General features: G+C 34.3%; 25 protein-coding genes and 4 tRNA genes. 5 read left to right on the top strand and 24 right to left on the bottom strand.

What is annotated here, in order from left to right; all coding sequences use genetic code 11:
- Positions 1 to 4: 4 nt before the first annotated feature.
- From rplK to ACNQGG_RS14290, 13 genes are all read right to left on the bottom strand, one after another.
- The gene (gene rplK, locus ACNQGG_RS14230; RefSeq protein WP_416844032.1) at positions 5 to 442 is read right to left on the bottom strand and encodes a 50S ribosomal protein L11; all 438 of its coding nucleotides are present in this window, start codon (positions 440 to 442) and stop codon (positions 5 to 7) included.
- A gap of 68 nt (positions 443 to 510) precedes the next feature.
- Positions 511 to 1,062 carry a transcription termination/antitermination protein NusG gene (nusG, locus tag ACNQGG_RS14235; protein ID WP_417965040.1) on the bottom strand — a complete coding sequence of 184 codons (552 nt, stop codon included), beginning with the start codon at positions 1,060 to 1,062 and terminating at the stop codon, positions 511 to 513.
- 10 nt (positions 1,063 to 1,072) lie between these two features.
- A complete protein-coding gene (secE, locus tag ACNQGG_RS14240) occupies positions 1,073 to 1,270 on the bottom strand; it encodes a preprotein translocase subunit SecE (RefSeq protein WP_039109059.1) in 198 nt (65 codons plus the stop codon).
- 18 nt (positions 1,271 to 1,288) lie between these two features.
- Positions 1,289 to 1,359, bottom strand: a tRNA-Trp gene (locus tag ACNQGG_RS14245).
- Positions 1,360 to 1,420: 61 nt separating this feature from the next.
- On the bottom strand, positions 1,421 to 2,608 hold the full coding sequence (tuf, locus tag ACNQGG_RS14250; RefSeq protein ID WP_039109058.1) for an elongation factor Tu: 1,188 nt from the start codon (positions 2,606 to 2,608) through the stop codon (positions 1,421 to 1,423).
- A 59-nt stretch (positions 2,609 to 2,667) separates the two neighbouring features.
- A tRNA-Thr gene (locus ACNQGG_RS14255) sits at positions 2,668 to 2,739 on the bottom strand.
- 68 nt (positions 2,740 to 2,807) lie between these two features.
- Positions 2,808 to 2,888 (bottom strand) — tRNA-Tyr (locus ACNQGG_RS14260).
- 62 nt (positions 2,889 to 2,950) lie between these two features.
- Positions 2,951 to 3,024 (bottom strand) — tRNA-Thr (locus tag ACNQGG_RS14265).
- 90 nt (positions 3,025 to 3,114) lie between these two features.
- Complete coding sequence (gene hpf, locus ACNQGG_RS14270) at positions 3,115 to 3,417, bottom strand: ribosome hibernation-promoting factor, HPF/YfiA family (protein ID WP_039109464.1); 303 nt, start codon at positions 3,415 to 3,417, stop codon at positions 3,115 to 3,117.
- Between the two features lie 34 nt (positions 3,418 to 3,451).
- Positions 3,452 to 4,348, bottom strand: coding sequence for a tyrosine-type recombinase/integrase (locus ACNQGG_RS14275; protein ID WP_417965043.1), 897 nt, complete (start codon positions 4,346 to 4,348; stop codon positions 3,452 to 3,454).
- A 69-nt stretch (positions 4,349 to 4,417) separates the two neighbouring features.
- Positions 4,418 to 4,612 carry a 30S ribosomal protein S21 gene (gene rpsU / locus ACNQGG_RS14280; RefSeq protein WP_035670421.1) on the bottom strand — a complete coding sequence of 65 codons (195 nt, stop codon included), beginning with the start codon at positions 4,610 to 4,612 and terminating at the stop codon, positions 4,418 to 4,420.
- Between the two features lie 262 nt (positions 4,613 to 4,874).
- A complete protein-coding gene (locus ACNQGG_RS14285) occupies positions 4,875 to 6,017 on the bottom strand; it encodes an acyl-CoA dehydrogenase family protein (RefSeq protein WP_417965046.1) in 1,143 nt (380 codons plus the stop codon).
- A gap of 17 nt (positions 6,018 to 6,034) precedes the next feature.
- On the bottom strand, positions 6,035 to 6,919 hold the full coding sequence (locus ACNQGG_RS14290) for a ComEA family DNA-binding protein (protein WP_417965048.1): 885 nt from the start codon (positions 6,917 to 6,919) through the stop codon (positions 6,035 to 6,037).
- A gap of 278 nt (positions 6,920 to 7,197) precedes the next feature.
- On the opposite strand from ACNQGG_RS14290, the gene ACNQGG_RS14295 reads away from it, so the two are divergent.
- Positions 7,198 to 8,835, top strand: a complete 1,638-nt coding sequence (locus ACNQGG_RS14295) for an amino acid permease (protein ID WP_417965050.1) — start codon at positions 7,198 to 7,200, stop codon at positions 8,833 to 8,835.
- Positions 8,836 to 8,911: 76 nt separating this feature from the next.
- Here ACNQGG_RS14295 and ACNQGG_RS14300 read toward each other — a convergent pair whose 3' ends face one another.
- The 5 genes from ACNQGG_RS14300 to ACNQGG_RS14320 form a co-directional block, all read right to left on the bottom strand.
- Positions 8,912 to 9,139, bottom strand: a complete 228-nt coding sequence (locus ACNQGG_RS14300; protein ID WP_099714538.1) for a PspC family transcriptional regulator — start codon at positions 9,137 to 9,139, stop codon at positions 8,912 to 8,914.
- A gap of 97 nt (positions 9,140 to 9,236) precedes the next feature.
- The gene (locus tag ACNQGG_RS14305; protein ID WP_417965052.1) at positions 9,237 to 10,508 is read right to left on the bottom strand and encodes a DUF2851 family protein; all 1,272 of its coding nucleotides are present in this window, start codon (positions 10,506 to 10,508) and stop codon (positions 9,237 to 9,239) included.
- A 56-nt stretch (positions 10,509 to 10,564) separates the two neighbouring features.
- A complete protein-coding gene (locus ACNQGG_RS14310) occupies positions 10,565 to 11,047 on the bottom strand; it encodes a 3'-5' exonuclease (protein ID WP_417965054.1) in 483 nt (160 codons plus the stop codon).
- A 99-nt stretch (positions 11,048 to 11,146) separates the two neighbouring features.
- Entirely contained in the window at positions 11,147 to 12,508 is a 1,362-nt protein-coding gene (locus ACNQGG_RS14315; protein WP_417965056.1) for a pyridoxal-phosphate dependent enzyme, read from the bottom strand.
- Positions 12,509 to 12,741: 233 nt separating this feature from the next.
- Positions 12,742 to 14,700, bottom strand: a complete 1,959-nt coding sequence (locus tag ACNQGG_RS14320; RefSeq protein ID WP_417965058.1) for a putative porin — start codon at positions 14,698 to 14,700, stop codon at positions 12,742 to 12,744.
- 177 nt (positions 14,701 to 14,877) lie between these two features.
- On the opposite strand from ACNQGG_RS14320, the gene ACNQGG_RS14325 reads away from it, so the two are divergent.
- Entirely contained in the window at positions 14,878 to 15,537 is a 660-nt protein-coding gene (locus tag ACNQGG_RS14325; RefSeq protein WP_417965059.1) for a ribonuclease HII, read from the top strand.
- A 1-nt stretch (position 15,538) separates the two neighbouring features.
- On the opposite strand, the gene lipB is transcribed toward ACNQGG_RS14325, so the two are convergent.
- Complete coding sequence (lipB, locus tag ACNQGG_RS14330; RefSeq protein WP_417965061.1) at positions 15,539 to 16,243, bottom strand: lipoyl(octanoyl) transferase LipB; 705 nt, start codon at positions 16,241 to 16,243, stop codon at positions 15,539 to 15,541.
- A 283-nt stretch (positions 16,244 to 16,526) separates the two neighbouring features.
- On the opposite strand from lipB, the gene lysS reads away from it, so the two are divergent.
- The 3 genes from lysS to ACNQGG_RS14345 all read left to right on the top strand — a co-directional run bounded on the left by lysS (position 16,527) and on the right by ACNQGG_RS14345 (position 18,922).
- Positions 16,527 to 18,236: a lysine--tRNA ligase gene (lysS, locus tag ACNQGG_RS14335; RefSeq protein WP_417965063.1), complete on the top strand. Its 1,710-nt coding sequence runs from the start codon at positions 16,527 to 16,529 to the stop codon at positions 18,234 to 18,236.
- A gap of 94 nt (positions 18,237 to 18,330) precedes the next feature.
- Positions 18,331 to 18,561: a DUF433 domain-containing protein gene (locus ACNQGG_RS14340; protein WP_417965065.1), complete on the top strand. Its 231-nt coding sequence runs from the start codon at positions 18,331 to 18,333 to the stop codon at positions 18,559 to 18,561.
- Positions 18,562 to 18,658: 97 nt separating this feature from the next.
- Positions 18,659 to 18,922 (top strand): DUF5615 family PIN-like protein, encoded by a 264-nt coding sequence (locus tag ACNQGG_RS14345; RefSeq protein WP_417965067.1) that lies wholly within the window; start codon positions 18,659 to 18,661, stop codon positions 18,920 to 18,922.
- A 137-nt stretch (positions 18,923 to 19,059) separates the two neighbouring features.
- Here the strand turns inward: ACNQGG_RS14345 and ACNQGG_RS14350 are convergent, their stop codons facing one another.
- From ACNQGG_RS14350 to ACNQGG_RS14370, 5 genes are all read right to left on the bottom strand, one after another.
- Positions 19,060 to 20,031, bottom strand: coding sequence for a transporter (locus ACNQGG_RS14350; protein ID WP_417965069.1), 972 nt, complete (start codon positions 20,029 to 20,031; stop codon positions 19,060 to 19,062).
- A 4-nt stretch (positions 20,032 to 20,035) separates the two neighbouring features.
- Positions 20,036 to 21,073, bottom strand: coding sequence for a cytochrome-c peroxidase (locus ACNQGG_RS14355; RefSeq protein WP_417965071.1), 1,038 nt, complete (start codon positions 21,071 to 21,073; stop codon positions 20,036 to 20,038).
- 169 nt (positions 21,074 to 21,242) lie between these two features.
- On the bottom strand, positions 21,243 to 22,040 hold the full coding sequence (locus ACNQGG_RS14360) for an MbnP family protein (RefSeq protein ID WP_417965073.1): 798 nt from the start codon (positions 22,038 to 22,040) through the stop codon (positions 21,243 to 21,245).
- Between the two features lie 113 nt (positions 22,041 to 22,153).
- Positions 22,154 to 22,492, bottom strand: coding sequence for a hypothetical protein (locus ACNQGG_RS14365; RefSeq protein WP_417965075.1), 339 nt, complete (start codon positions 22,490 to 22,492; stop codon positions 22,154 to 22,156).
- Between the two features lie 214 nt (positions 22,493 to 22,706).
- Positions 22,707 to 24,521 carry a hypothetical protein gene (locus ACNQGG_RS14370; protein WP_417965077.1) on the bottom strand — a complete coding sequence of 605 codons (1,815 nt, stop codon included), beginning with the start codon at positions 24,519 to 24,521 and terminating at the stop codon, positions 22,707 to 22,709.
- Positions 24,522 to 24,550 lie beyond the last annotated feature (29 nt).

Consider the following 24,550-nt stretch of genomic DNA (forward strand, 5'->3'; position numbering starts at 1 on the left):
TTAATTAAAAAGGAGAATCTCCTGATACAGTTATACCCATAGATCTAGCTGTTCCAGCAATCATACTCATAGCAGAATCGATTGTGAATGCATTTAAATCTACCATTTTATCTTCAGCAATTGCTTTGATAACATCCCAAGTAACGCTAGCTACTTTTTTACGATTTGGTTCACCAGATCCTGACTTTAGCTTTGCAGCTTCCAATAACTGGACTGCCGCTGGAGGAGTTTTTACAACAAAATCAAATGATTTGTCTTTATACACAGTAATTTGTACTGGGCATATTTTGCCGGGTTTATCTTGGGTTCTAGCATTAAATTGCTTACAGAATTCCATGATGTTTACCCCAGCAGCTCCTAAAGCAGGTCCAACCGGTGGCGACGGGTTCGCAGCACCTCCCTTAACTTGTAGTTTAACTACCTTACTAATTTCTTTAGCCATTTTTTAAAAAATTTAACACTACAATCATTGGAAGCGATTGTAATGGATATTATAGATGTAACAAAAAATTATACTTTTTCAACTTGCATAAAACTCAATTCCAATGGTGTTTTTCTTCCGAAAATCTTAACCATTACTTCTAGTTTACGCTTTTCTTCATTGATTTTCTCAACTGTTCCATTGAAACCATTGAAAGGACCATCAATAACCTTAATAGTTTCTCCGATATTGAAAGGAATAGCACGAGTATCTGTATTCACAGCCAATTCATCTACCTTACCTAACATTCTATTCACTTCAGAAAGTCTTAAGGGGACAGGTTCTCCACCTTTAATTTCACCTAAAAAACCAATAACACTTGTTATAGACTTGATAATATGAGGTATTTCACCTATTAGATTTGCCTCAATCATAACATAACCAGGAAAATAAACTTTATCTTTTATTATCTTTTTTCCTTCTTTTACAGTAACTACTTTTTCAGTAGGAACTAGAACTTGCGAAACATAATCACCCATCCCTAATCTTGCAATTTCGGTTTCGATATACGCTTTCACTTTATTTTCTTGTCCGCTTACTGCTCTAACTACATACCACTTTTTAATACTACTATCTGCCATAACAAAAAAATTACGCTTTTATCCAGTTAAAAAATCCAGCCAAAGCTTTAGCGAAAATTTCATCTACTCCCCAAGTTGCCAAAGCGAATAATACTGAAAAAACAGCAACAACAATCGTTAGACGTTGCACCTCAGCCCAAGCCGGCCAAGTTACATTTGACTTTAATTCTTCAAATGCTTCTGATATGTAATTAACAACTTTTGTCATTATGATTTAGTTTATTTGCACGGGCGGAGGGATTCGAACCCCCATCAACGGTTTTGGAGACCGCTATTCTACCCTTGAACTACGCCCGTCTGTTAATAAAAGCCAGTAACAACCTAAGAAGTTACTGGCTTCTAATTTATTTAATTAGGATTATGCTACAATCTCAGTTACCTGACCTGCACCAACTGTTCTACCACCTTCACGGATAGCAAAACGTAAACCAACATTTAATGCAATTGCACTAAGCAATACAACATCAATAGTTAAGTTATCTCCAGGCATAACCATCTCTACACCTGCTGGTAAAGTAATGATACCTGTTACGTCAGTTGTACGTACATAGAACTGTGGACGGTAGTTATTATGAAATGGTGTATGACGACCACCTTCTTCTTTTTTCAAGATATAAACCTCAGCTTTAAAAGTAGCGTGTGGTTTAACTGAACCTGGCTTACAAATAACCATTCCTCTTTTGATATCTTCTTTTTGAATACCTCTTAAAAGAATACCTACGTTATCTCCAGCTTCTCCTCTATCAAGGATTTTACGGAACATCTCAACTCCTGTAATAGTAGAAGTTAATTTTTCAGCTCCCATACCAATGATTTCAACTGGATCTCCTGTATTAGCAACACCTGTTTCGATACGACCTGTAGCAACAGTTCCACGACCAGTGATTGAGAATACATCTTCAACAGGCATCAAGAAAGGTTTTGCAACATCTCTTACCGGCTCTTCGATCCAAGCATCAACAGCTTCCATCAATTCAAGAATTTTTGGTACCCAAACTGGATCATTATTCAATCCACCTAAAGCTGAACCTTGAACAACAGGACCATTATCTCCATCATATTCGTAGAAAGATAACAAGTCTCTGATTTCCATCTCAACTAATTCAAGTAATTCCTCATCATCAACCATATCCACTTTATTCATGAATACAACCATTCTAGGAATACCTACCTGACGTCCTAAAAGGATATGCTCACGTGTTTGTGGCATTGGTCCATCAGTAGCAGCTACAACAAGAATAGCACCATCCATTTGAGCAGCACCTGTAACCATGTTTTTTACGTAATCCGCGTGACCTGGACAGTCAACGTGAGCGTAATGACGATTAGCAGTTTCATACTCAACGTGAGATGTATTAATTGTAATACCTCTTTCTTTTTCTTCAGGAGCATTATCAATTTGATCAAATGATTTTGCTTGACAGTAACCAGCATCAGATAATACTTTCGTTATTGCTGCAGTTAAAGTAGTTTTTCCGTGATCTACGTGTCCAATTGTACCTATATTTAAGTGCGGTTTGGAACGATTAAAATTTTCTTTTGCCATTTTACTTAATTTTTAATCTTAGTTATTATAATTTATTAGTGTTCAAATATTTCATTTTGAGCCAATGTCGGGAATTGAACCCGAGACCTCTTCCTTACCAAGGAAGCACTCTACCCCTGAGCTACACCGGCAGAGAAATCTTCATTTCAAGTTCAATATTTCAAATTTATAAAATTCGATTTCCTTAAACTTCATTTTGTGGGGAGAGCAGGATTCGAACCTGCGAAGTTTACACAGCAGATTTACAGTCTGCCCTCGTTGGCCGCTTGAGTATCTCCCCTTTTATTGATTTCCAGTACTTTAAAAGAACTATTTCCAAACGCTTTGGAAACAAATTTTTAGAGCCGGCGGAGGGACTCGAACCCACGACCTGCTGATTACAAATCAGCTGCTCTAGCCAACTGAGCTACGCTGGCAATATCAATAAAAAAGTCCGCTATTTCTAACGGACTGCAAATGTAGAGATTTTATCTCTCAATCAAAACATTTTTTCAAAAAAATTTATATTAAATGTGCGAACTTATTTTTTCTTTCCTTTTTACTAACAATCGTTCTAAAGATTCAGCACAAAGCTCCACCGCTTCTTCAAAAATTTTACACTGCTTTTTAACCACAAAATCATCTCCCGGAACATTAATTTTTATCTCAGCAATTTTGTTCTCCTTATCACTTGTCTTTTCAACTTTCAAAAAAACATCCACTGATACTACCTTGTCATAATATTTTTCTAATTTGTCCATTCTTTCTTGAACAAAATCCACTAGCTTTTTGTCAACAGTAAAGTTAACTGCATGAACATTTACCTTCATAATCATTATTTTTTAATAGTTAAACATTTCCGAATTACTTCTGATTCCTTGGATGCGCATCTTCATATACTTTTTTTAGTTCTGCTAAACTACTGTGTGTGTATATTTGCGTTGACGCCAAACTGGAATGCCCTAATAATTCTTTTACTGAGTTCAAATCGGCTCCGTTATTTAATAGATGAGTTGCAAACGTATGTCGCAATATATGCGGACTCTTTTTTACTTTCTCGGAGACAGCACTAAAGTAAGAATTTATTAATCGATACACAAAAGAATCATTTAATTTTAACCCTTTTTTTGTGAGAAAAAAATAATCGTCATCCACTATCGACAACACAGAGGAACGCTCTTTAAAATACAAAGAAAGCTGATTTATAATTATCGGTAAAACTGGCAATATCCGCTCCTTATTCCTTTTCCCCAGCACTTTGACCGTACCGGCAGATAAATTAACATTAACTACTTTTAAATGAATCAATTCCGTTCTTCGCATGCCAGTAGTGTAAAACAAATCGACTATGAGTTTATTTCTGATTTCCTCAAAGCCCACTGGATTTTTTACATGACTCAACGCATCCTCAAGTTCTTTTTCAGAAAACGGAATTTGCAATAACTTAGGAGTCTTTAGCGCTTTATGTTTCAATAGCGGACTCACCTTTATTTGTTTTGTTTTTAATAGAAATTTATAAAATGCTTTTAAGGATGCAATTTTTCTATTAACCGATGTATTTGAAATATCATTATCAACAAGAGAAACAATCCAAGTTCTAATTTGACTATAATTGACTTGATCAATGCTCTCTTGATCAAAATGAATCATATTGAACGACTCAAAAGATGCAATGTCATTGCAATATGCAGTTACAGTATGCGAAGAGTATTTTTTCTCCAACTGTAAATAATCCCGAAATGCATCTTTATTTGTAGCCATAAAAAAACCGTTAGCATCAAAGTTATAAAACTTTAATGACTAACGGTACTTTATTCTAATAGATATTGACTAACTCTCTAAGTTATCTCTCATATTTTGGATATAAGCCGCTTTTTGAATTTTGATTCTATTGGTAACTGAAGGCTTAATAAAAGCAGTACGTGCTCTTAGTTGACGAACAGTTCCTGTTTTATCAAATTTTCTTTTGTAACGTTTTAACGCTCTATCGATATTTTCTCCGTCTTTAATTGGTATAATTAACATAATATAGACACCCCCTTTCTTTAAGTGTGCAAAAGTAAACATTATTTTGAATTACGAGTCATGAATTATAGATTATTTTTGGGCGTGCCGGCGGACACCTCTTTTATCATTCACAAAATGACTTTACATCCGCCGTCAGGCTGTTCGTTTCAAGTCCTCATTGCATTCCGGGCTTTCCTCTTCCATCCTTCACGCAAAAAAAAGAGCCAAGCTACAATTTAATGCATCTTGGCTCTTTCTTATATGTTCCAATTTTCAAAAACTATGCTTTCAACAAATTTCTGGAAATTACTATTTTTTGAATTTCAGTAGTTCCTTCCCCAATGGTACATAATTTAGAATCTCTATAGAATTTCTCTACCGGATAATCTTTAATATAACCATAACCTCCATGAATTTGCACGGCTTCATTAGCTACTTTCACACAAACTTCAGAAGCATACATTTTAGCCATAGCTCCCATTGTGGTAACTGGCCTGTGTTGTTGTTTCAAGAAAGCCGCTTTATGTAACAATAATTCCGAAGCTTCAATCTCTGTTGCCATATCGGCTAACTTGAATGAAATTCCTTGAAACTCACAAATTGGTTGCCCAAACTGATGTCTTTCTTTAGAATATTTTAATGCTGCTTCATACGCTCCTTTGGCAATTCCTAGTGACAATGCTCCAATAGAAATCCTTCCTCCATCTAAAACTTTCATCGCTTGAATAAAACCTTGCCCTACTTCCCCTAATCTGTTAGCATCAGGAATACGACAATTATCAAATATCAATTCAGCGGTTTCACTGGCACGCATCCCTAATTTATTTTCTTTTTTTCCTGAGGCAAAACCTGGCATTCCTTTTTCGAACACAAAAGCAGTCATTCCTTTCGAATCTCCTTTTTCACCCGTACGAACAATAACCACAGCTATATCTCCGGAAATGGCGTGCGTAATGAAATTCTTGGCTCCATTAACAATCCAGGAATCTCCATCTTTTTTTGCCGTAGTATTCATTCCACCCGCATCTGATCCTGTATCATGTTCTGTCAATCCCCAAGCACCTATATGCTCAGCGGTGGCTAACTTAGGAATCCATCTTTTCTTTTGCTCTTCGTTTCCAAAAGTTAAAATATGATTGGTACATAAAGAATTATGAGCAGCTACAGATAGCCCGATGGAAGGATCCACTTTTGATATTTCTTCTACAATAGTAATGTATTCATGATATCCTAATCCAGAACCTCCAAGCTCTTCCGGTACTAAAACACCCATAAACCCCATTTCACCTAATTTTTTAAACAATGGCACAGGAAATGTTTGTGCTTCATCCCACTCCATTATATTCGGACGAATTTCTTTTTCAGCAAAATCTCTTATAGATTGTGCAATCATAGATTGCATTTCATTGTAATCAAAGTTCATTGTGACAGTGTTTTATTTTAAAAGTCCAAATATAAGCCAATTATATTTGCTTTATCAACAGGAAATCCCTTAATTTTTGTTAAATCCTCAATATTCTTTATATTTCCTATCATACTTCTGTAAGTAACAATTTCTTTGGCCAAAGCATATCTAAAATAATAAAATTGAGAAAGCTCCTTTAAAGAAGCATTATTAACATCTATCTTTTTAAAATTCGGGAGTACTGAAATTTTAAAATGAGTATTCAAATTTTCAATAACGTCGGGTGATAGTCCCCAAACCTCTTTCATTTGTTCCATCGAAACAAAACCTCCTAAACTTTCTTTTTGTTTTAAAATCCGAAGCGATATAGCCTCACCTATTCCATAAATTCTTATCAAATCTTCTTTCGTAGCCAAATTAATATCTATTAAAACAATTTTTTCCTTTTTGGCGAAAGCCTGATTTGGATAATTTTTATATGCTTTGAATTCTTTTTTATTGTTTACCCAATCTGGAAATTTAAAAAAGGGAGCTATTGCATTTAATAACGAATCCGAAACTTTAGTCACGTTTTGAAATTCTTCTGAAGAGTTGACATATTTATTTTTTTTTCTAAAAGCCAACAAGCGGTCAATTTCCTGAACTGACATTCCTAGTTTATATCCTTTATAGTCTGTTATAAAATTAGGATTGAAAGGATATATTTTAGGGAAGATCTTAGGATTATCCGTTTTCATGGAATCAATTTCAGATTGTAGTGAAAGCCATTTTTGTTTCTCTGGATAATTCTTTATAATAGCACTAAAATCAACAAAAAAATATACCAGTTGCAAAACAATGATTATCGCAAATAATAAAAACACACCTGTACGTTGTTCCCGAGTGAACTTAAAATAAGCGAGAATTGTTTTATAACTCATAGAATGATTTCGTATTACTATATTTAAATAAGAATCCTAAAATTATAAATTAAATCAAGACAGATCAATTTCTAAAGGAAAATATTCAATGAAACAGAAAATTCATCTAAGAAACAATGCAATCTTCTACATAAATACATTCAACAAAGACTTTTCTATAGAATAAACCTCCAAAAAGAGTCATAGATTGATTTTTTATAACTTAAAACTGAATTATTGTTTTTATTTTTTATAAAAAAGAATACATTTGGAGCTTAATAACAAAAAAACCATAAAATATGTCTATTTGGAAAAGAAAACCATTAGCTCAGCTTTTAGCAGAGGCCGCTGATTCTGAAAAGGGATTAAAGAAAACATTAACCGCACCCGGACTAGTTGCACTAGGAATTGGGGCAATTATTGGAGCTGGATTGTTTTCAATAACCGGACTGGCAGCATCAATGAATGCAGGACCAGCAATAACAATTTCGTTTCTTGTAGCTGCATTTGGATGTATTTTTGCAGGTTTATGTTATGCCGAATTTTCTTCAATGATTCCTGTTGCAGGAAGTGCTTATACCTATTCTTTTGCCACAATGGGGGAATTTGTTGCTTGGATTATTGGTTGGGATTTAGTTTTAGAATATGCGGTAGGCGCGGCAACTGTTTCTATTAGTTGGTCCAGATATTTTGGTAAATTCTTAGGCGGCTATGGTATTCATATAAATGAAGCCTACATGCTTTCTCCTTTTGAAGGAGGAATAATCAATATACCTGCTGTATGTATCGTTATGCTAATGTCATTAATATTAATTAGAGGAACTCGAGAATCGGCATTAATAAACGGCATTATTGTTTTATTAAAAGTAACGGTTGTTTTAGTGTTCATTGCTGTGGGATGGCAATACATAAGACCAGAGAACTATACCCCTTACATACCGGAGAACACCGGTAAATTTGGAGAATTTGGATTTTCAGGAATAATTAGAGCTGCAGCAATCGTATTTTTCGCTTATATTGGTTTTGATGCCGTTTCAACTGCTGCACAAGAAGCTAAAAATCCAAAAAGAGATATGCCTATTGGGATATTGTTATCATTAGCGATATGTACTATTCTTTACATACTTTTCGCTCACGTTATGACAGGAGTTGTAAATTATCAGGCATTTGCTGGAAAAGATGGAATTGCGCCAGTTGCAATCGCAGTTGAAGCAATGGGAACCGTCGGACCTAACGGAATGATAACACCCGCTTACCCTTGGTTAAACAACGCTATTTTACTAGCCATTTTAGGTGGTTATTCTTCTGTAATTTTAGTGATGTTAATGGGACAAAGTAGAGTATTTTTCTCTATGAGTAAAGATGGCTTGATGCCAAAAGTATTCTCAGAAGTACATTCTAAATTTAGAACTCCTGCAAAAAACAATTTATTATTCATGGTAATTGTAAGTCTTTTTGCTGCATTTGTTCCAGCAAGAGTCGTTGGCGAAATGACAAGTATTGGAACTTTATTCGCTTTTATTCTAGTTTGTATCGGAGTATTAATTATGCGTAAGAAAATGCCAGAAGCACCAAGAGCTTTCAGAACTCCTTTTGTACCATTTGTACCAATTGCTGGAGTTTTAGTATGCTTGTTTATGATGGTTTTTTTACCATTAGACACTTGGATTCGTCTTATCGTATGGATGATGATTGGATTCGATTTATACTTATTTTACGGAATGAAACACAGTATTCTAAATAAAGGGAATTTTAGTTTAGATAGTTATAAGACTGTTTCAGCTTCAGGTTTAGGAATGGTATTTGCCTTAATTGTTATAGCATATATCAATCAATTAGACCCAAGTGCTGAAGGTAGTTTCTTGTTTTATTTCTCTCTAATATTTGCAGCAATTCATACTTTTATTTACGCTTACAGTTTCAAAAAAACGAGATAATAAAAAACGTTAATTAAAGAAGGGATTATAAAGTGCTTAAATACTTTATAATCCCTTTTCTTATTTATATATTATTTTACAAATCAAAAACTGAAGTGCGTTTGGCTCGGATTAAATCCTTCAAACGAATCCAAAAAGCCAATGTCAAATAAACAGCAAACCACAATCCAACAGTAACAAACGACAAATAAATAAAAAACAATCGCACACTACTGGCCCGCATTCCTAATGTATCAGCCAAACGGGAAGAAACATGAAAACCGTGTTTCTCAAAAAAAAACTTGAGCTTGATTACTACTGACATCTTTTATTTATTTTGTTGCACTGGTTATTCGTTTATTCTAAATAACAAATTTACAACATTACAGCAATCTCTGGTAAACAAATCCAAAATAACTGAATCAATTTTTTTTCAACAATTCCATTCCTACGCAACATTCTAAACACTTGCTTTTATTGCAATACTCATTCTTGAGCTGCAACAAAGATTGTGTTTCAAAAGCAGTTTTTGGTTGTATTCCAAAAGAACTAAATTTATCCATAATCGCATTTTTCTCTGGAGCGACCTCATTTAAAAGGCATATTAAATCCTCAGAAATTTCTTTTCCCTGATTTTTGGCAAAAGCAAACTGAAGTGGAATTATAGTATTTATGACAATCAAATCGACAAAAGATTTAGAAAGTGGTTTCTTTTTTTTGGGACTTTCTTTATCAAATTGATAATGATTCAACCAATATTCTGAAGCGGATACTTGAAACACTTCGTAAATATCTTTTAATGAATTTAAAGTGCATATTTTAGAAAATAAATTCTGCTGACTGTGGTATAAATTGGCCAATTGAGAAAGTCGTATCGTAGGAAAATTATCCGGACGATGCTTAAAAAACTGAACTGGTTCAATGCAACTTTTCTCTATCTGATATTTATGTAATAAGTAGAAATATCGAAATTTTAAATCTTTGAAATAATTATCTTCTTTTTCTGCATCCAATAATCCCGAAGCTCCAAAAATCAAAGCTTCCAGATTCTCCACTTCAAAACTTTCTTTTCTTATGATTGAAAAGGGAATAGATTGCGCTATTTTTAAAAAGATTTCCCCATTCGTATTCAGACCAAAATTCTTGGCCAACAGACAAAACAAAACCGCTTCCCAATCTTGATTAGTTTGTTCCAATAAATGAATTATAGGTTGGGATTTCCTTTCTAAACGTTCAAAAAACAACCGTTCTTGCCAATTTTTAAAAGCAAATTCGTCAATCCCTCTTAGCTGCTTTTCGCAAAAAATCCAAGATTTTGGAGCCATTAAAGATTGGTAATTTTCGACCGTTTCTTTCTCAACATATTTTTTAAGTTCCAAAACCGGAATTTCAGTATTGTTACTTCTAAAAACCCCTGTGTCATGTTCCCAAACCACATGTAAAATTACGTTTTCATAACTCGCATCTTTTTCGTGATGATGCACATACCAATCAGAAGATTTAAGATGAATTTCAACGTTTCCGGCCCATTTCTGATCACCAATAGTAATTTGAGCATTGAAGAAATCAGGACCTGCCAATTCCAGATATTGACCTACGTTGATAATTGTGACCTCCTCATTGTTGAATGTTTTTAAATTCAAAGTATCGAACTTCTTGAATTTCCAGAGGTAATGGAGGAAATCTTCTTTCATTTTGAAATTTTAGATGAAAGACTAAAGTAATGAAAAAAAACAGAAATGAAAGAAATTTATCTCAATAAATACAATTTGGCACAAGCCCGAGCATCAGATAACGCTTCGTGATGATTTAATGAAATATTCATTTCCCGACAACAATCACTTAATTTGGCTGGCTTTAATCCTTTGGCTTTATAGATTTTCACGGTACATTCCCAACGGGAAGCGATATTCAAATCAGCATAATTCAAATTATAAAGCGCCATTGATTTAGCCAGAACATTTCTGTCAAAACTCTCATTATGTGCCACAATCACTCTGTTTTGTAGCCGTTTTTGTATTTCAGGATATACTTGCGCAAATGATTTAGCATTCACCGTATCACGTGGATAAATCCCGTGAACTTGAATGGTAAAAGGAGAATATAGATTATTTGGCGGCTTGATTAAACTGACAAACTCATCTACAATTATTCCGTTTTCTACGGTAACAATACCTACGGAGCAAGGGTGGAATGCTGTTGCGGTTTCAAAATCTATAGCGGTGAAGGTCATTAAATTTGCATTTTTATAAAACTAAAAAACCACAAATTTAACGAATTTAATTCGTCAAATTTGTGGTTATAAAAATTTTAATACTTGAAAAATATATTATTATTTTATCGACCCAATAATATCGTATTTCGTAATAATATGGTGATTCCCATTTTCTAATTCAACCAAAACCGCATCATTTTCTTTGGTAAATAATTTAGAAACTTCTTCTATTGAGGTTCCTAATTTTACGATTGGAAATGGTTTCCCCATAATTTCTTTAATGGGTCTGTCCGCTACATTTTTATCGGCAACATAACTTTGGAACAAATCACTTTCATCAACAGAGCCTACAAATCCTGTGACATCAATCACCGGAATTTGAGAAATCTTGTATTTACGCATTCTTTCTATAGCGTGTGAAACTAATTCTTCTGTACGAACTACAATCAATGGTTTATCAATATGATCTTTAATAACATCTTCGGCTTTTTTAATTTCTTCATCCAAAAATCCTCTTTCGCGCATCCAATCATCATTGAACATTTTGCCCACATAACGACTTCCTGAATCATGGAATAAAACAACGACAACATCTTCCGGCTTGAAATGTTCCTTAAGCTGCAATAATCCTTTTACGGCTGCACCAGCAGAATTGCCTACAAATATTCCTTCCTCCAATGCAATTTTTCGGGTGTAAACCGCTGCATCTTTATCCGTTACTTTTGTAAAGCCATCAATCAAAGAGAAATCAACATTTTTTGGTAATATGTCTTCGCCAATTCCTTCGGTTATATAAGAATAAATTTCATTTTCGTCAAAAATTCCTGTTTCATGGTACTTTTTAAATACAGAACCATACGTATCAATTCCCCAAATTTTAATATTCGAATTTTTCTCTTTCAAGTATTTTCCAACTCCTGAAATCGTTCCTCCAGTTCCTACACCCGATACAAAATGAGTTATTTTACCACCAGTTTGCTCCCAAATTTCAGGTCCGGTTTGCTCATAATGTGCTAAAGAGTTGGATGGATTATCGTATTGATTTACATACCAGGAATTAGGTGTTTCTTCTGCCAATCTTTTAGAAACAGAATAATACGACCTTGGATCCGTTGGTTCTACATCGGTAGGACAAACTACCACTTTTGCTCCTACGGCACGAAGAATATCCATTTTTTCTTTGGACTGCTTATCCGAAATTACACAAATAAGCTTATATCCTTTAATGATAGCCACTAATGCTAATCCCATTCCTGTATTTCCTGAAGTTCCTTCGATAATTGTTCCTCCTGGTTTTAGTCTTCCATCCGCTTCAGCATCTTCAATCATTTTAACGGCCATTCTGTCTTTTACTGAATTTCCTGGATTGAAGGTTTCTACTTTGGCAAGTACCAAAGCATTTATACCAGCAACAACTTTATTAAGTTTAACTAATGGCGTGTTGCCTATTGTGCCTAATATGTTTTCAGCGTAATGCATTTTATTATTATTTAAAAGAGTGAGTTGTTATAAATCGCAATACAAATATAGCATTTTGTTACAAAACAACATGAATTACTAAATTTAGCGAGCATTATTACTTCACAAAACTTTTATCATATCATACTCTTGTAAATTTCATTTAAACCATCTTCTATATTTTTGCTATAAGCGAGTAAAAATATATTGGACACGATGAAAAAATGAGTTTTCTTCCTAAATTCTGCCATTTATTAATTGAAGAAATTCCAAACTAATCCGAAACGAATTGTAAAATCACGAGAAGGATTGTTAGGTGAAGAATAGAAATTATTCCCCGTTAAGACCGAATTAAAATGCTCTGCTTTTACGTAAACTCTTGTTCTCTGGATCTTCGCATTGATAAAGAAATCGAAGTTTGGATAATTACCGATTTCTTTTTTATTTTGGACGAAAAACTCACCGATTACCGCATTGTAATCATTGGCAAAATATTTCGTGAAATAATTAAAAGAAATACCTGTTTGTAAAAACAAAGCTTTCTTTTTGAAAAAAGAACCCGAGTAATAGAAGGTATTCCTCGTCACAATTTCAGGGACGTTTAAGACATTATCTTGCTGATCTACTTTTTGATACAAAATAGTATTATCTAATGCGAAACTACCAAATTTCAATTCTTTACTCACTTTAAGTGATAAGTAATTTATGGTGTTCGCATATTGTGCTGGCGCAACGATTTGAGTACGTGCCAATATTTGCGCATCTGTTGATACATCATTAAAAAACAAATGATCATTTAACACTGAATACTGTAACGATGCATTCACCCATGGCGTAATCGCATTGACGTTTATGGAATTTATTTTTTCATTCTTGAAATCATTTGACCAGTTGTACTGAATGTAACTACTTTGATAGAGATTATAATTATTATTCGGTAACTTATTTATGTTTTGATATTGAAATGATAATTCCGTTTCATCATTAAAATCATATTTTACCTTCGCGTCTAGATTTGACAAGGATTGATTCGTAATCGATCTTGAATACAAAAATTTACCGTTCCACTTATTTTTTTGGTATTCATACTGGCCGCCCGCATTATTTATGTTTTGACTTAAAGAGCTGCCAACCGTTTTATCATCAAAAATCAATATCTGGTTATAATAATAATTAGATCTGAAATCATCCACAAAAAACTGAAATTTTCCTAAAGTAGTATTCTCATAAATTAGTCCCGCTTTATTGTACATTTTATTGTAATGGGTTTGATCATTGATTCCACTATCTTTAAAAGAATCTCCAAATCTATCCACTATTGTTCCTGACACAGTTGATCGAACTGTTTCTTGATTGTATTCGAAAAATTTATTTTCGTAATTAAATTGATGCGTTACATATAAATTATTAGCACCCTTATTTGCATTTATTCTAAAATTGTGATCCAGAAATATTCTTTTCCCTTTCAGAAATGATTTAGCATCTAAAAAATAAACCTCAAATCGTTGTCTGTTATTGTATTTTGGATCTTCACTTTCAAAATCACTAATGGTTGTAATTCCCCCATTTTCTTCATTTAGAATATCCTGAGATGCGAAATGCGCATTAGAATAATAGCGCTTATTCTTAGTATTATAGCTTACCGTGAATCTGAAATTTCCCGTACTTGACAATTGATTTATGTATTCTCCCTGAGATCGCAATCCCCTATAAGCCAAAGAAAAATTAAGATTCTCCGTAATATTTAAAGCAATAAATGCATCTGTCGATTGTCCTTTTTGTATCGTCGACTTAAAATATAGTTCGGTAACAGGAGTGGCTACAGAGCTGTATCGTATTTGGTTTGCTTCTAGAAAATTAAAATGTTTTGCTTTGAAACCAAATTCCGGTAGAGGCGAAAAATCCGTTAAACTATATTGTAACGTATTATACGTTTGCCCATCATTTGGAAAAGGCAAAAGTCCAAAAATGTCTTTTCGTAAATAATTATGACTGTATTCTTTTTGAATGGTGAGTGATGTATCAATATATGTCGTATCGCGATCCAAAGTAATCACCCGATACATATCTATGGTAGCAACTGGTTGCTTCTTTTTACTTATTGAATCCGAACTATTGTATTTACTCTCGAAGTCTAAATTTTTACCGTTTTTTTCCTGAGAAAATAGTAAACTGGAGCATGATAAAAAGAATAAAAAAAAGAGAATTCTCATTTGAAAGTGGGTATAATTAGGCAATTATTTTTACAATTTTAATCAAGCAAAGGTAATTTATAAAAACTTATAAATAAAAAAACACAGCATTTTATAGGATTGTTATAACAAATAGATAACTAACGGTTTTTTACAGCGAAAATTTTATAATATTTGTTTCTTTAAAAAAAACAGAGCATGCTCGAAAACAATTTTTCGAAAATTATTCTTGAAAGTGGAACCGATGAAGCGGGTCGTGGCTGTCTTGCCGGTCCTGTAACTGCAGCAGCCGTCATATTACCTTTCGATTTTGAAAACGCAATCCTAAAAGACAGTAAACAATTATCCGAGAAAATCCGAGAAAAGTTAAGACCTATTATTGAGCAGCAAGCCATTTCCTTTGCGGTAACGCATCTTGAGCCTTTGGTAATTGATGAAATCAACATTCTAAATGCCTCTATAAAAGCAATGCAAGAAAGTATTCTAAAACTCCATCCCAAACCCGAATATATTATTGTGGATGGAAATGCGCCACTGATTCACAAAAAAGGAATAAAAAATCGTGGAGGAAAAATTTTTACTGCTACTGAACTCGAAATTTTAAATTCGATTCCAAATACGAGTATTGTAAAAGGCGATTCTAAATTTATGAGTATTGCCGCTGCTTCCGTATTGGCAAAAACCTATCGGGATGAGTATATGAACCGTATTCATGAGGAGTTCCCTATGTACAATTGGAAACAAAATAAAGGTTATCCTACCAAAGAACATCGTGAAGCAATACGGAAATATGGGATAACGAAATACCACCGAATGACTTTTCGATTATTACCGGAACAATATTCTTTTGATTTTTGATTTAAGATTTCTCAAATGTAGCTTCGAACAAATGGGAGAAATGTTTCAGGATTTTCTCTTTCACTTCTTCTTCATTCACTCTTTCAACTCCCAGTTCTACGTTTAATGTAGTTACCGCTTTACCGCGAATTCCACACGGAATAATATTGTCGAAATAACCTAAATCAGCATTTACGTTAAGCGCAAATCCATGCATGGTTACCCAACGGGAAGCGCGCACGCCCATAGCACAAATTTTTCTGGCAAATGGAGTTCCTGCGCCTAGCCAAACTCCAGTTTCGCCTTCGCTTCTGCCACAAGAAATTCCATATTCTTGAAGGGTAAGAATAATAGATTCTTCCAGAAAACGCAAGTATTTGTGAATATCAGTAAAGAAATTTTCTAAGTCCATAATTGGATAACCCACAATTTGTCCGGGTCCGTGATAGGTAATATCACCACCACGATTGATTTTGTAGAAAGTCGCTCCCTTCGCTTCGAGTTGTTTTTCGGATAAAAGCAAATTACTTAAATCGCCACTTTTACCTAAAGTATAAACGTGAGGATGTTCCACAAAAAGGAAATAATTAGGAGTTTGTAAACTCGTTTCCTCTCTCCTATTTTTAATTTTTAAGTCAACTATTCCTTTGAACAATTCTTCTTGGTATTCCCAAGTTTCCTTGTAATCTTTGTTCCCTAAATCTTGAAGTTGGATGGTTTTGTTCATTTTGAAAGCGCAAAAGTTCAGAGTGGCAAAGATACAAAGGTTTGTTGAATGTTTATTTTAAAAAAAATGATGGTTTGAAAGCCAATCCCTAGCCCAGATTAAAGTGGAAATCCTTTTTATTTTTTCTTTAAAAATAAAAAGATTACTTCACCATACTTCTATCTTTTTTGGTGTTCAGTGAATTTATTTGTAACGGAAAGCTGGAAATAGCTCCAAAAAACCTTTAGCACTTTGCTACTTTGCCACTTATACAGTATCTTTGCGCTCTTAAAAACAGCATAAAATGGCATTATCCGAACAAGAAATATTACGTAGAGAAGCACTTACCGAATTACGCAATTTAGGCATTGAGCCTTATCCCGCAGCCGAATTTACTACAACCGCTTATTCGAGCGAAATCTTAGCCGATTTCGAGAAGTACGAAGGAAAAGAAGTTGTTTTAGCAGGACGTTTGATGGGGAAGCGTATCATGGGAAAGGCGTCGTTTGCAGAATTGAAAGATGCTGAAGGACGTATTCAAATCTATGTTTCACGAGATGATATTTCGACTGATGAGGAGAAAACGATGTACAATGTGGTTTTCAAAAAACTATTGGATATTGGCGATTTTATTGGGATTCGCGGAACGGTTTTCAAAACACAAGTAGGTGAAATCTCGGTTCATATTTATGGATTGACAGTTTTGGCAAAAGCTTTGAAACCGCTTCCTGTTGTAAAAACGGATGCTGATGGAAAAACGCACGATGCTTTTGCCGATCCAGAACAAAGATACCGTCGTCGTTATGTGGATTTAACGGTTAACGATCATGTTAAAGAAACGTTTATCAAAAGAACAAAATTGTTCAATGCGATGCGTTCTTTCTTTAATGACAAAGGATATTTAGAGGTAGAAACTCCTGTTTTACAACCAATTCCTGGTGGTGCTGCAGCGCGTCCTTTTATCACACACCACAACTCGCTTGACATGCCTTTATACATGCGTATTGCAAATGAGTTGTACTTAAAAAGACTAATTGTTGGTGGTTTTGAAGGTGTTTATGAGTTTTCGAAAAACTTCCGTAACGAAGGAATGGACCGTACGCACAACCCAGAATTTACTGCCATGGAAATATATGTAGCCTACAAGGACTACAACTGGATGATGAAATTCACCGAAAACTTGTTAGAGCATTGCGCCATTAGCGTGAACGGAACTTCAGAAGCGACTTTTGGAGAGCATACTGTAAACTTTAAAGCGCCGTATGCAAGAGTTACAATGACGGATTCTATCAAACATTTTACTGGTTTTGATATTTCAGGAAAAAATGAAACCGAATTGTTTGAAGCGGCAAAAGGAATGGGAATTGACGTGGATGCCACTATGGGTATAGGAAAATTGATTGATGAGATTTTTGGCGCTAAATGCGAAGGAAATTATATTCAGCCAACATTCATCACAGATTATCCAAAAGAAATGTCTCCGTTGTGCAAACAACACCGTGACAATCCGGAATTAACAGAACGTTTTGAATTAATGGTTTGTGGTAAAGAAGTAGCCAACGCTTATTCTGAATTAAACGACCCAATCGACCAGAGAGAACGTTTTGAAGAGCAAATGAGACTGTCTGAAAAAGGAGATGATGAAGCGACCGGAATTATCGATGAAGATTTCCTTAGAGCGTTAGAATATGGAATGCCACCAACATCTGGATTAGGAATTGGAATGGACCGTTTGATGATGTTCTTAACTAATAATGCTTCTATTCAAGAAGTATTGTTGTTTCCACAAATGCGACCAGAGAAAAAACAAGTTCAAATTGAATTGCTAGACGAAGAGAAATTAATCATTGCTCTTTTGAAAACCAATGACAGCAAAATGGATTTGGGTTTATTGAAAGTAAAATCAGATTTGAGCGGAAAGAAATGGGATGCTGCCATGAAAGGCTTGGCTAAACATGGTTTAGTGAAAGTAGCTTTAGTAGGTGATAGTAAAGTGGTGGAATTAGCGGAATAGTTTATTCCGTTTGATTATATAAAAAAAGGAGCTTCGATTGAAGCTCCTTTTTTATATAGAATATTATCTTTATATTTGAGTAAAATTAAACAAGATGGAAAATCTAATTTCAAGAATCACTATAAACCCCGAGGTTTGCCACGGAAAGCCAACCGTAAGAAACATGAGATGGCCGGTGGAAGTAATATTGGATATGTTAGGTTCTGGTATGGAAACTAAAGAAATCCTAGAAGACCATCCTGAATTAGAGAAAGAAGATATTTTAGCTTCATTGTATTATGCCAAATTATCGATTTCAGGTGATATTCTAAAAGCAGTAAGTTAATGAAATTTCTATGTGATGTCCATATTCCAATAAAACTTGCAAAACACATCAATAACCAAGGATTTGAATGCATTCATATTAATACAATTCTTGATAAATGGTTTACAATAGTACTATTGCTAAATTTTCCGATTTAAACGATTTAATATTAATCACGAAAGATTTTGATTTTAAAAGCTCTTTCCTAGTTCATAAAACTCCAAAAAAATTAATAAAGATAAATTTAGGCAATATATCAAACACACAATTAATTGAAATATTCAACCAATTTATCACTGAAATAGAAACAATCAACAATAACCACAATCAATATATGATTGAAATTGACAGTAATTTTATTAAAGTGACCAGCAATCAATAAACTTATACAAACAGTCAAAAATTACCTAATTTGTGCTTTTTGTATTTTTTTTTGGATTGGATTTGATAGTTTCTCCATTCATTGTTAAAAAAAATCATAAAAAAAGGAGCTTCAATTGAAGCTCCTTTTTTTTTGTGTTATAAAGTATAATTCAGATTAACACTCCAACGGTAATTGGCTTCAATTTTTGAATTGGATAAATGTTGATTGATAGGAAGCATCGCATTAACACCGATGGAAAAGTCTCCTTTTCCTGCTTCTATCCCAAATTTACTAAAAAGAATATCTCCAGAAGTATCCGGTAACTTTTCTCCATATTGCTTATTGGTTTCATAGACTTCCCCAGCCAAGCCCAATTGTGGAACCAGTTTTACAGTCGGTAAATCAAAAAGATAAAACAGTGTACTGCCGTAATTAAATTGATTTCCAAATTGGTATTGCTTTTGATTTTCGGTTTTGAAAATATAATTAAGCATGGTGCTTAATCCTAAATTTTTATTTTTTATAACATATTCAGAAACCAAAAGATAATCCCAACTGCCTGTTCCCACTTGGAAGCTCTGATTGACACTTCCGGTATTGTTAGCTTCTTCAAATTTTCCTGTTGGTATTTTTACTCCACCACCTAATTGCAGTTTGTGGGTAAAAACGGTGCTGTCTTTTTGCGTTTGATAGACGGAGTACATCGCCATAACAGAGATATCCCCTAATCCTTGAATGTTTTCTGTTCCGGTGGAACGCGAGCGATTGTGAAAATGATACGGAACCAATGCTGAAATCTGGATTTTTTCTGTAATTGGAATTTTGGTCCAAATTTGGACTGTATTGAAATTTTCGTCTATCCACGGTGAGTTGGCAAAAATTCCATCTTGACTGGTATAACTTTGATTGAAATAGCGTAAGCCTACAAAATTATTATTCAACATGGAGCTGAATCCCATGCTGCCGCCACTTGCAGAACAGCCACAGGCATCACAATCATCTTCGAAATCTTCGAGTAATTGCATTTTCTGGAAAGTAAATCTCGAAATGCTGTCTTTTTCTATTTTGGCAGAAACAAACTGGTTTACAAAAAGAACTAAAACAATACTTAAAATTTTATTTTTCATGGTTTTAATATTCTGAGAATCGCTTATCGGTGAGATATTGATTATCGGTTAGTGTTTTTAGGAAGGCAATTAATTGTGCTTTTTCAGTATCAGAAAGCGGAATTCCTAAATTTCCGTTTTGATTTAAAATTGGGTCTAAAGTGGCTCCATTTACAACTCCGGAAGCATAATGATTCAAAACAGATTCTAATGTACCGAATCTTCCATCGTGCATATAAGGCGCCGTTTTTTCAACATTTCGCAAACTGGGCACTTTGAATTTAGAATAATCTGTTGCCACTTGCGTCACACGAAATCTTCCCACATCATTTATTTGCGGATTGTCTACCAAGCCATTATTACGATAGGAATTATCGGTCATCAAATCTGTGGCGTGACACGAAACACACTTTGTATTGAAAAGTGCATAACCCGAAAATTCCTCCGACGTTAAAGTACCGCCCGTTTCATTACGTCGGTATTTATCAAATTTTGAATTGGATGACGTCACCATCAACATGAATTGGGAAAGTGCTTTCAACATGTTTTCGGTATTTATGGCTCCATCAGTAAATGCTTGTTGAAAAAGCTTTTGATAGGTTTTATCCGCTTTCATCATGGCAACAATTGCCGTCAGGCTTCCATTCATTTCAATGGCACTTGTCAACGGAATAATAGGTTGTAAATCCAGATGCGTTGTTGCCCCATCATACATAAATGCCGTTTGATAGCCTAGATTCTGAATTGGGGGCGTGTTTCTGGTTCCTATATTATCTCCAACTCCGTGACTGAAAGTATGTCCGTGATGTGTAAATGCCTTTTCCTGAATGTGACAAAAACCACAAGAAATAAGACCATCCGAAGATAATCTTCCGTCGTAGAACAACTTTTTTCCCAGTTCAAATCCTTTCTCTGTTGGCGGATTCAGTGCAATATTATAAGCCAAATCCGGAAAATTAGACGGCACTTCGAAATCTAACCGTTTATTGACATAAACATCATCTTGATCCGAACAACTGGAAAGCAAAATCAAAAAGAAAAATAACACTATTAATTTGTACATCTTCACGTTTTTTAGCCCTGATAGTAATGGAAAGCCCGCAGCAGAAAAATGTAGTTTTTCTTGCTGGAAAAAAGCGACCAAAGGAAGCTCTTTTCCCAGCTTAGAAAACCACATTTTTTAGCGAGGACTTGCAATGTATAGCAGGAAATAGCTTCTAATTCAGTACGAATTAATCGTTATGAACGTGGGCTACCGTAAACATTCCGTTTAAGTTTGCTGTGATTAAAGGCAAATTTGTTCCGCCCATAATCATGGCTCCCATTCCGCCCATGTTATTGTCAGACAATTTGATTTTGTTTGTTCCGTCAATAATTTTAGACACATCGGCTACAACATGAATTTCTGGAGCGATAGTTGTACGTACCATCGCTTTTGTAGGCAAATCAAGTGTTACTTCGGTATAGTTGTAATTTGTTCCCGTTTGCCCTGTATGAACCATAAACGACGTGCTGTTAGCCACTGTTGGGGACGTAAATGCACCTTCGAAAGCAAGGAATTTATAGCCCGCAGACCAACTCCACAACATATCGGCAGCTTGAGCTGTAGCCATAAAATTTCCCTGACCCGTTGCGCCCAATTCCCATTGCGCTTTGTCAACTCCTATTCCAAATTTTACTTTGGTATAATTTGCCGCAGGAACATTCGTTAATTCCAATAAGTGACTGGCTTCCGTAGCTTCATCAACAATAAAATAGCTTTCGCTTTTGGGATAGGTAAAAGTAGTTCCATCCTCTTTTGTCAAGACGATGTTGCTGATAATGTATTTAACGGTATTGATTTTCAACACTTCCCCGTTGGAAGTTGTATTGGCTTGCGTTTTTAAAATCAAGTCATTTGAACCAAAAGAATTATCGAATTCAACGCCTAAGTTTCCTGTTCCGGAGATTACCTCATCATTATTAGTGCAGCTTGTTAATACAGTGCTTAATGCAATAATAGCTATTGCTTTATTCAGTAAATTTTTCATTTTTATGATTGTAAATTTCTTTGTTTTGTTTTAAAATAAATGCGCATACAAACTACTTTCAAATGAGATTTGTCAAATGAAAAAGCATGCATAAAAGTGTTTTAGCTAAAATTTTAGGAAATAAAAATGGGCGGATGAAAAATAGAATATAAATTCAGGTGGGAATATAAATTATTATATTTTGAATGTATTGTTGTTTTGGCATTTCCGTTATAAACGAATAAGGAGAAGTCGTTTTTGATGTCCAAGATTAAATCAACGGTATCAAATGTTGTATTTTTTTTGTTAGAAGATGTTTGCTTTTCTTCTTGTGCTTTGGCTAATTCTTTCATCAAATGGCACTTTCCATTACAATGAATCATCGGTTTTGCTTTATTAACACACAGTACTTTTGAAATATATTCATAATTAACAGCATATTCTAAAACCGGGAATAGTGGCTTTAGAAACATAAACAATACTATTATGAATGCTATTTTTTTCACGGGGCAAAGGTAGATTATAATTCTTTAAAGTAAATATAATTTGAAAATTAAAAGACCATTTTTTATTTCATTTTATCATTTTTCCGGCTATAGAAAATAATAAAAAAGGCTTGAAAAAAGACTGCCCTCAAATAGCGTCTAACTTTTTGGGGGCAGTGGAAAATTTCAAGCCTTTTTAGTATTAAACCAGAACTAACTCTGGAATTTCAATTTCAATCAATTCCGTTTTATAGGAATTAAATTGATTTAGAATCTCTTTTTTAGTGCTTTCGAAAAAAGGTGTTGCTAAGAATAAATCTTCATAATATGCAATTCCTTCCATCAAATTCTTTTGGAATGAATGCCATTTTTTTATTTGTGCCGCAGTAATTTCATCCGAAACTGCTGTGATTTCATTTTTCAAATAATCCAAATACATTTTTAATTCTTTGACAAAGAGATTCGGACGATTCGTAACCGTTACTACGGAAACGTTTCCATAAATATGTTGCACCATTCTAGAAAGGGAAACTTCTTGGTCAAAATAAGCCATATTTGGTCCGGGACAAATGATAACGCCTTGTGCCTGCCCTTTAATTTTAATGTCATTTTCAAGATAAGAAGCATTAGCCAAACCTACGCAAAGACAGGCTTTTTCAGTGATGTTGTTTTTCTTTTTTTCGAAAATTTCCGCAGATAAAACATCTTTTTGTTGTAATAATTCTTCCAGTTTTAAATCTTGGTATTTTTTGGAAGAAGTACAAATTCCTTTTACATCATATTCTTTGCTTAACGCCAAAAATCGTTTTGGACATGAACTTCCCGCTTTACTTTCCTCGATACGTTTCAGTTTTAATTTTTCATTAGTCGTTCCGCGCAACGTATTAAAAGGAATTCCCAACGGCGAAATATGACTTAAATACAAATCTTCTTCTTTGGCTCCAGCCAATAATGCTCGGGTGTGTTTATCTACCGAAGTCGCTTCAGGAACCAATAAAAACGGGGAACCCCAACCAACAGCATCAACTTTATAATGGTCCAATAGAAAATCATGTTCTTCAGCAGTTCCTACGCCACCTTGAACCGTGATTTTTAAATCCAATGGTTGTTCTGGAACATGCATTTCTTTTTGTCCCAAAGCTTTCACCATCAAATCATGGGCAGATTGAATCAATTGGCCCTTTTTCTGTTTGAATTCTTCTAAAATGGGTCCCAACAAATACCCTTCGGTTGCAAAAGCATGTCCGCCACAATTTAATCCGGATTCTATTCGGTATTCAGAAACCCAAAGTCCTTTTTTGGCTAAAAAATTTCCTTGAATCATCGCCGAACGAAAATCACTTACTTTTAGTGTGATTTTCTTTTTAAGGTTATTATTCAAATCGGGAAAGAAAGCCGTGAAATTTTCAAAATAACTGTACAGTCTTGGATTCATTCCCGCGGACAAAACAACTGATGATTCTAATGTGCTATTGGCAAAGCCTCGAAGGGCAGCATGTGCATCATTGAAAGCAATTGGTAATTGTTCGTCTTTATTGAAATTATCCTTATCGAGTTTGGTCATTATGTTCACATCAATAGTACCCGGATAAAGATTATTCTCCAGATAATTTTTGATACTTTCTTTGAAAGTAAAACCGTCTTCTAACAAATTTTGCAAGCCTAATTTAATCTCCGATTTATTAGGCACCATTGCCATGTAATTTTCCAATGCCAATTTGCTCTCGGACAACTCCGTTTTAAAATTTTCAAATTTTTCTTTTACGATTTTGTCAACCAAATTCAAATAAGAAGTAATGCGTTCTGCCCGATAATCATGATTTTTTTGAGTGATTTCTTGGTAAGGAAGATCAAATTTCTTACTGTAAAATGCATTCATTTTTTCGATAAGTTCATCATCCATAATTGAAATTACGGACGATATTCCATACTTCGCCACTCGTATCGGGCTATCAATTGTATATGCAAGCCCCATAACCGGAATATGAAATGTATGAAGTGGTTTAATTGTTTTCATGCCTAAATGATTTAATAAATAAACCACAA

The organism is Flavobacterium esculini, assembly GCF_048284325.1.
In the GTDB taxonomy this organism is placed as follows: domain Bacteria; phylum Bacteroidota; class Bacteroidia; order Flavobacteriales; family Flavobacteriaceae; genus Flavobacterium.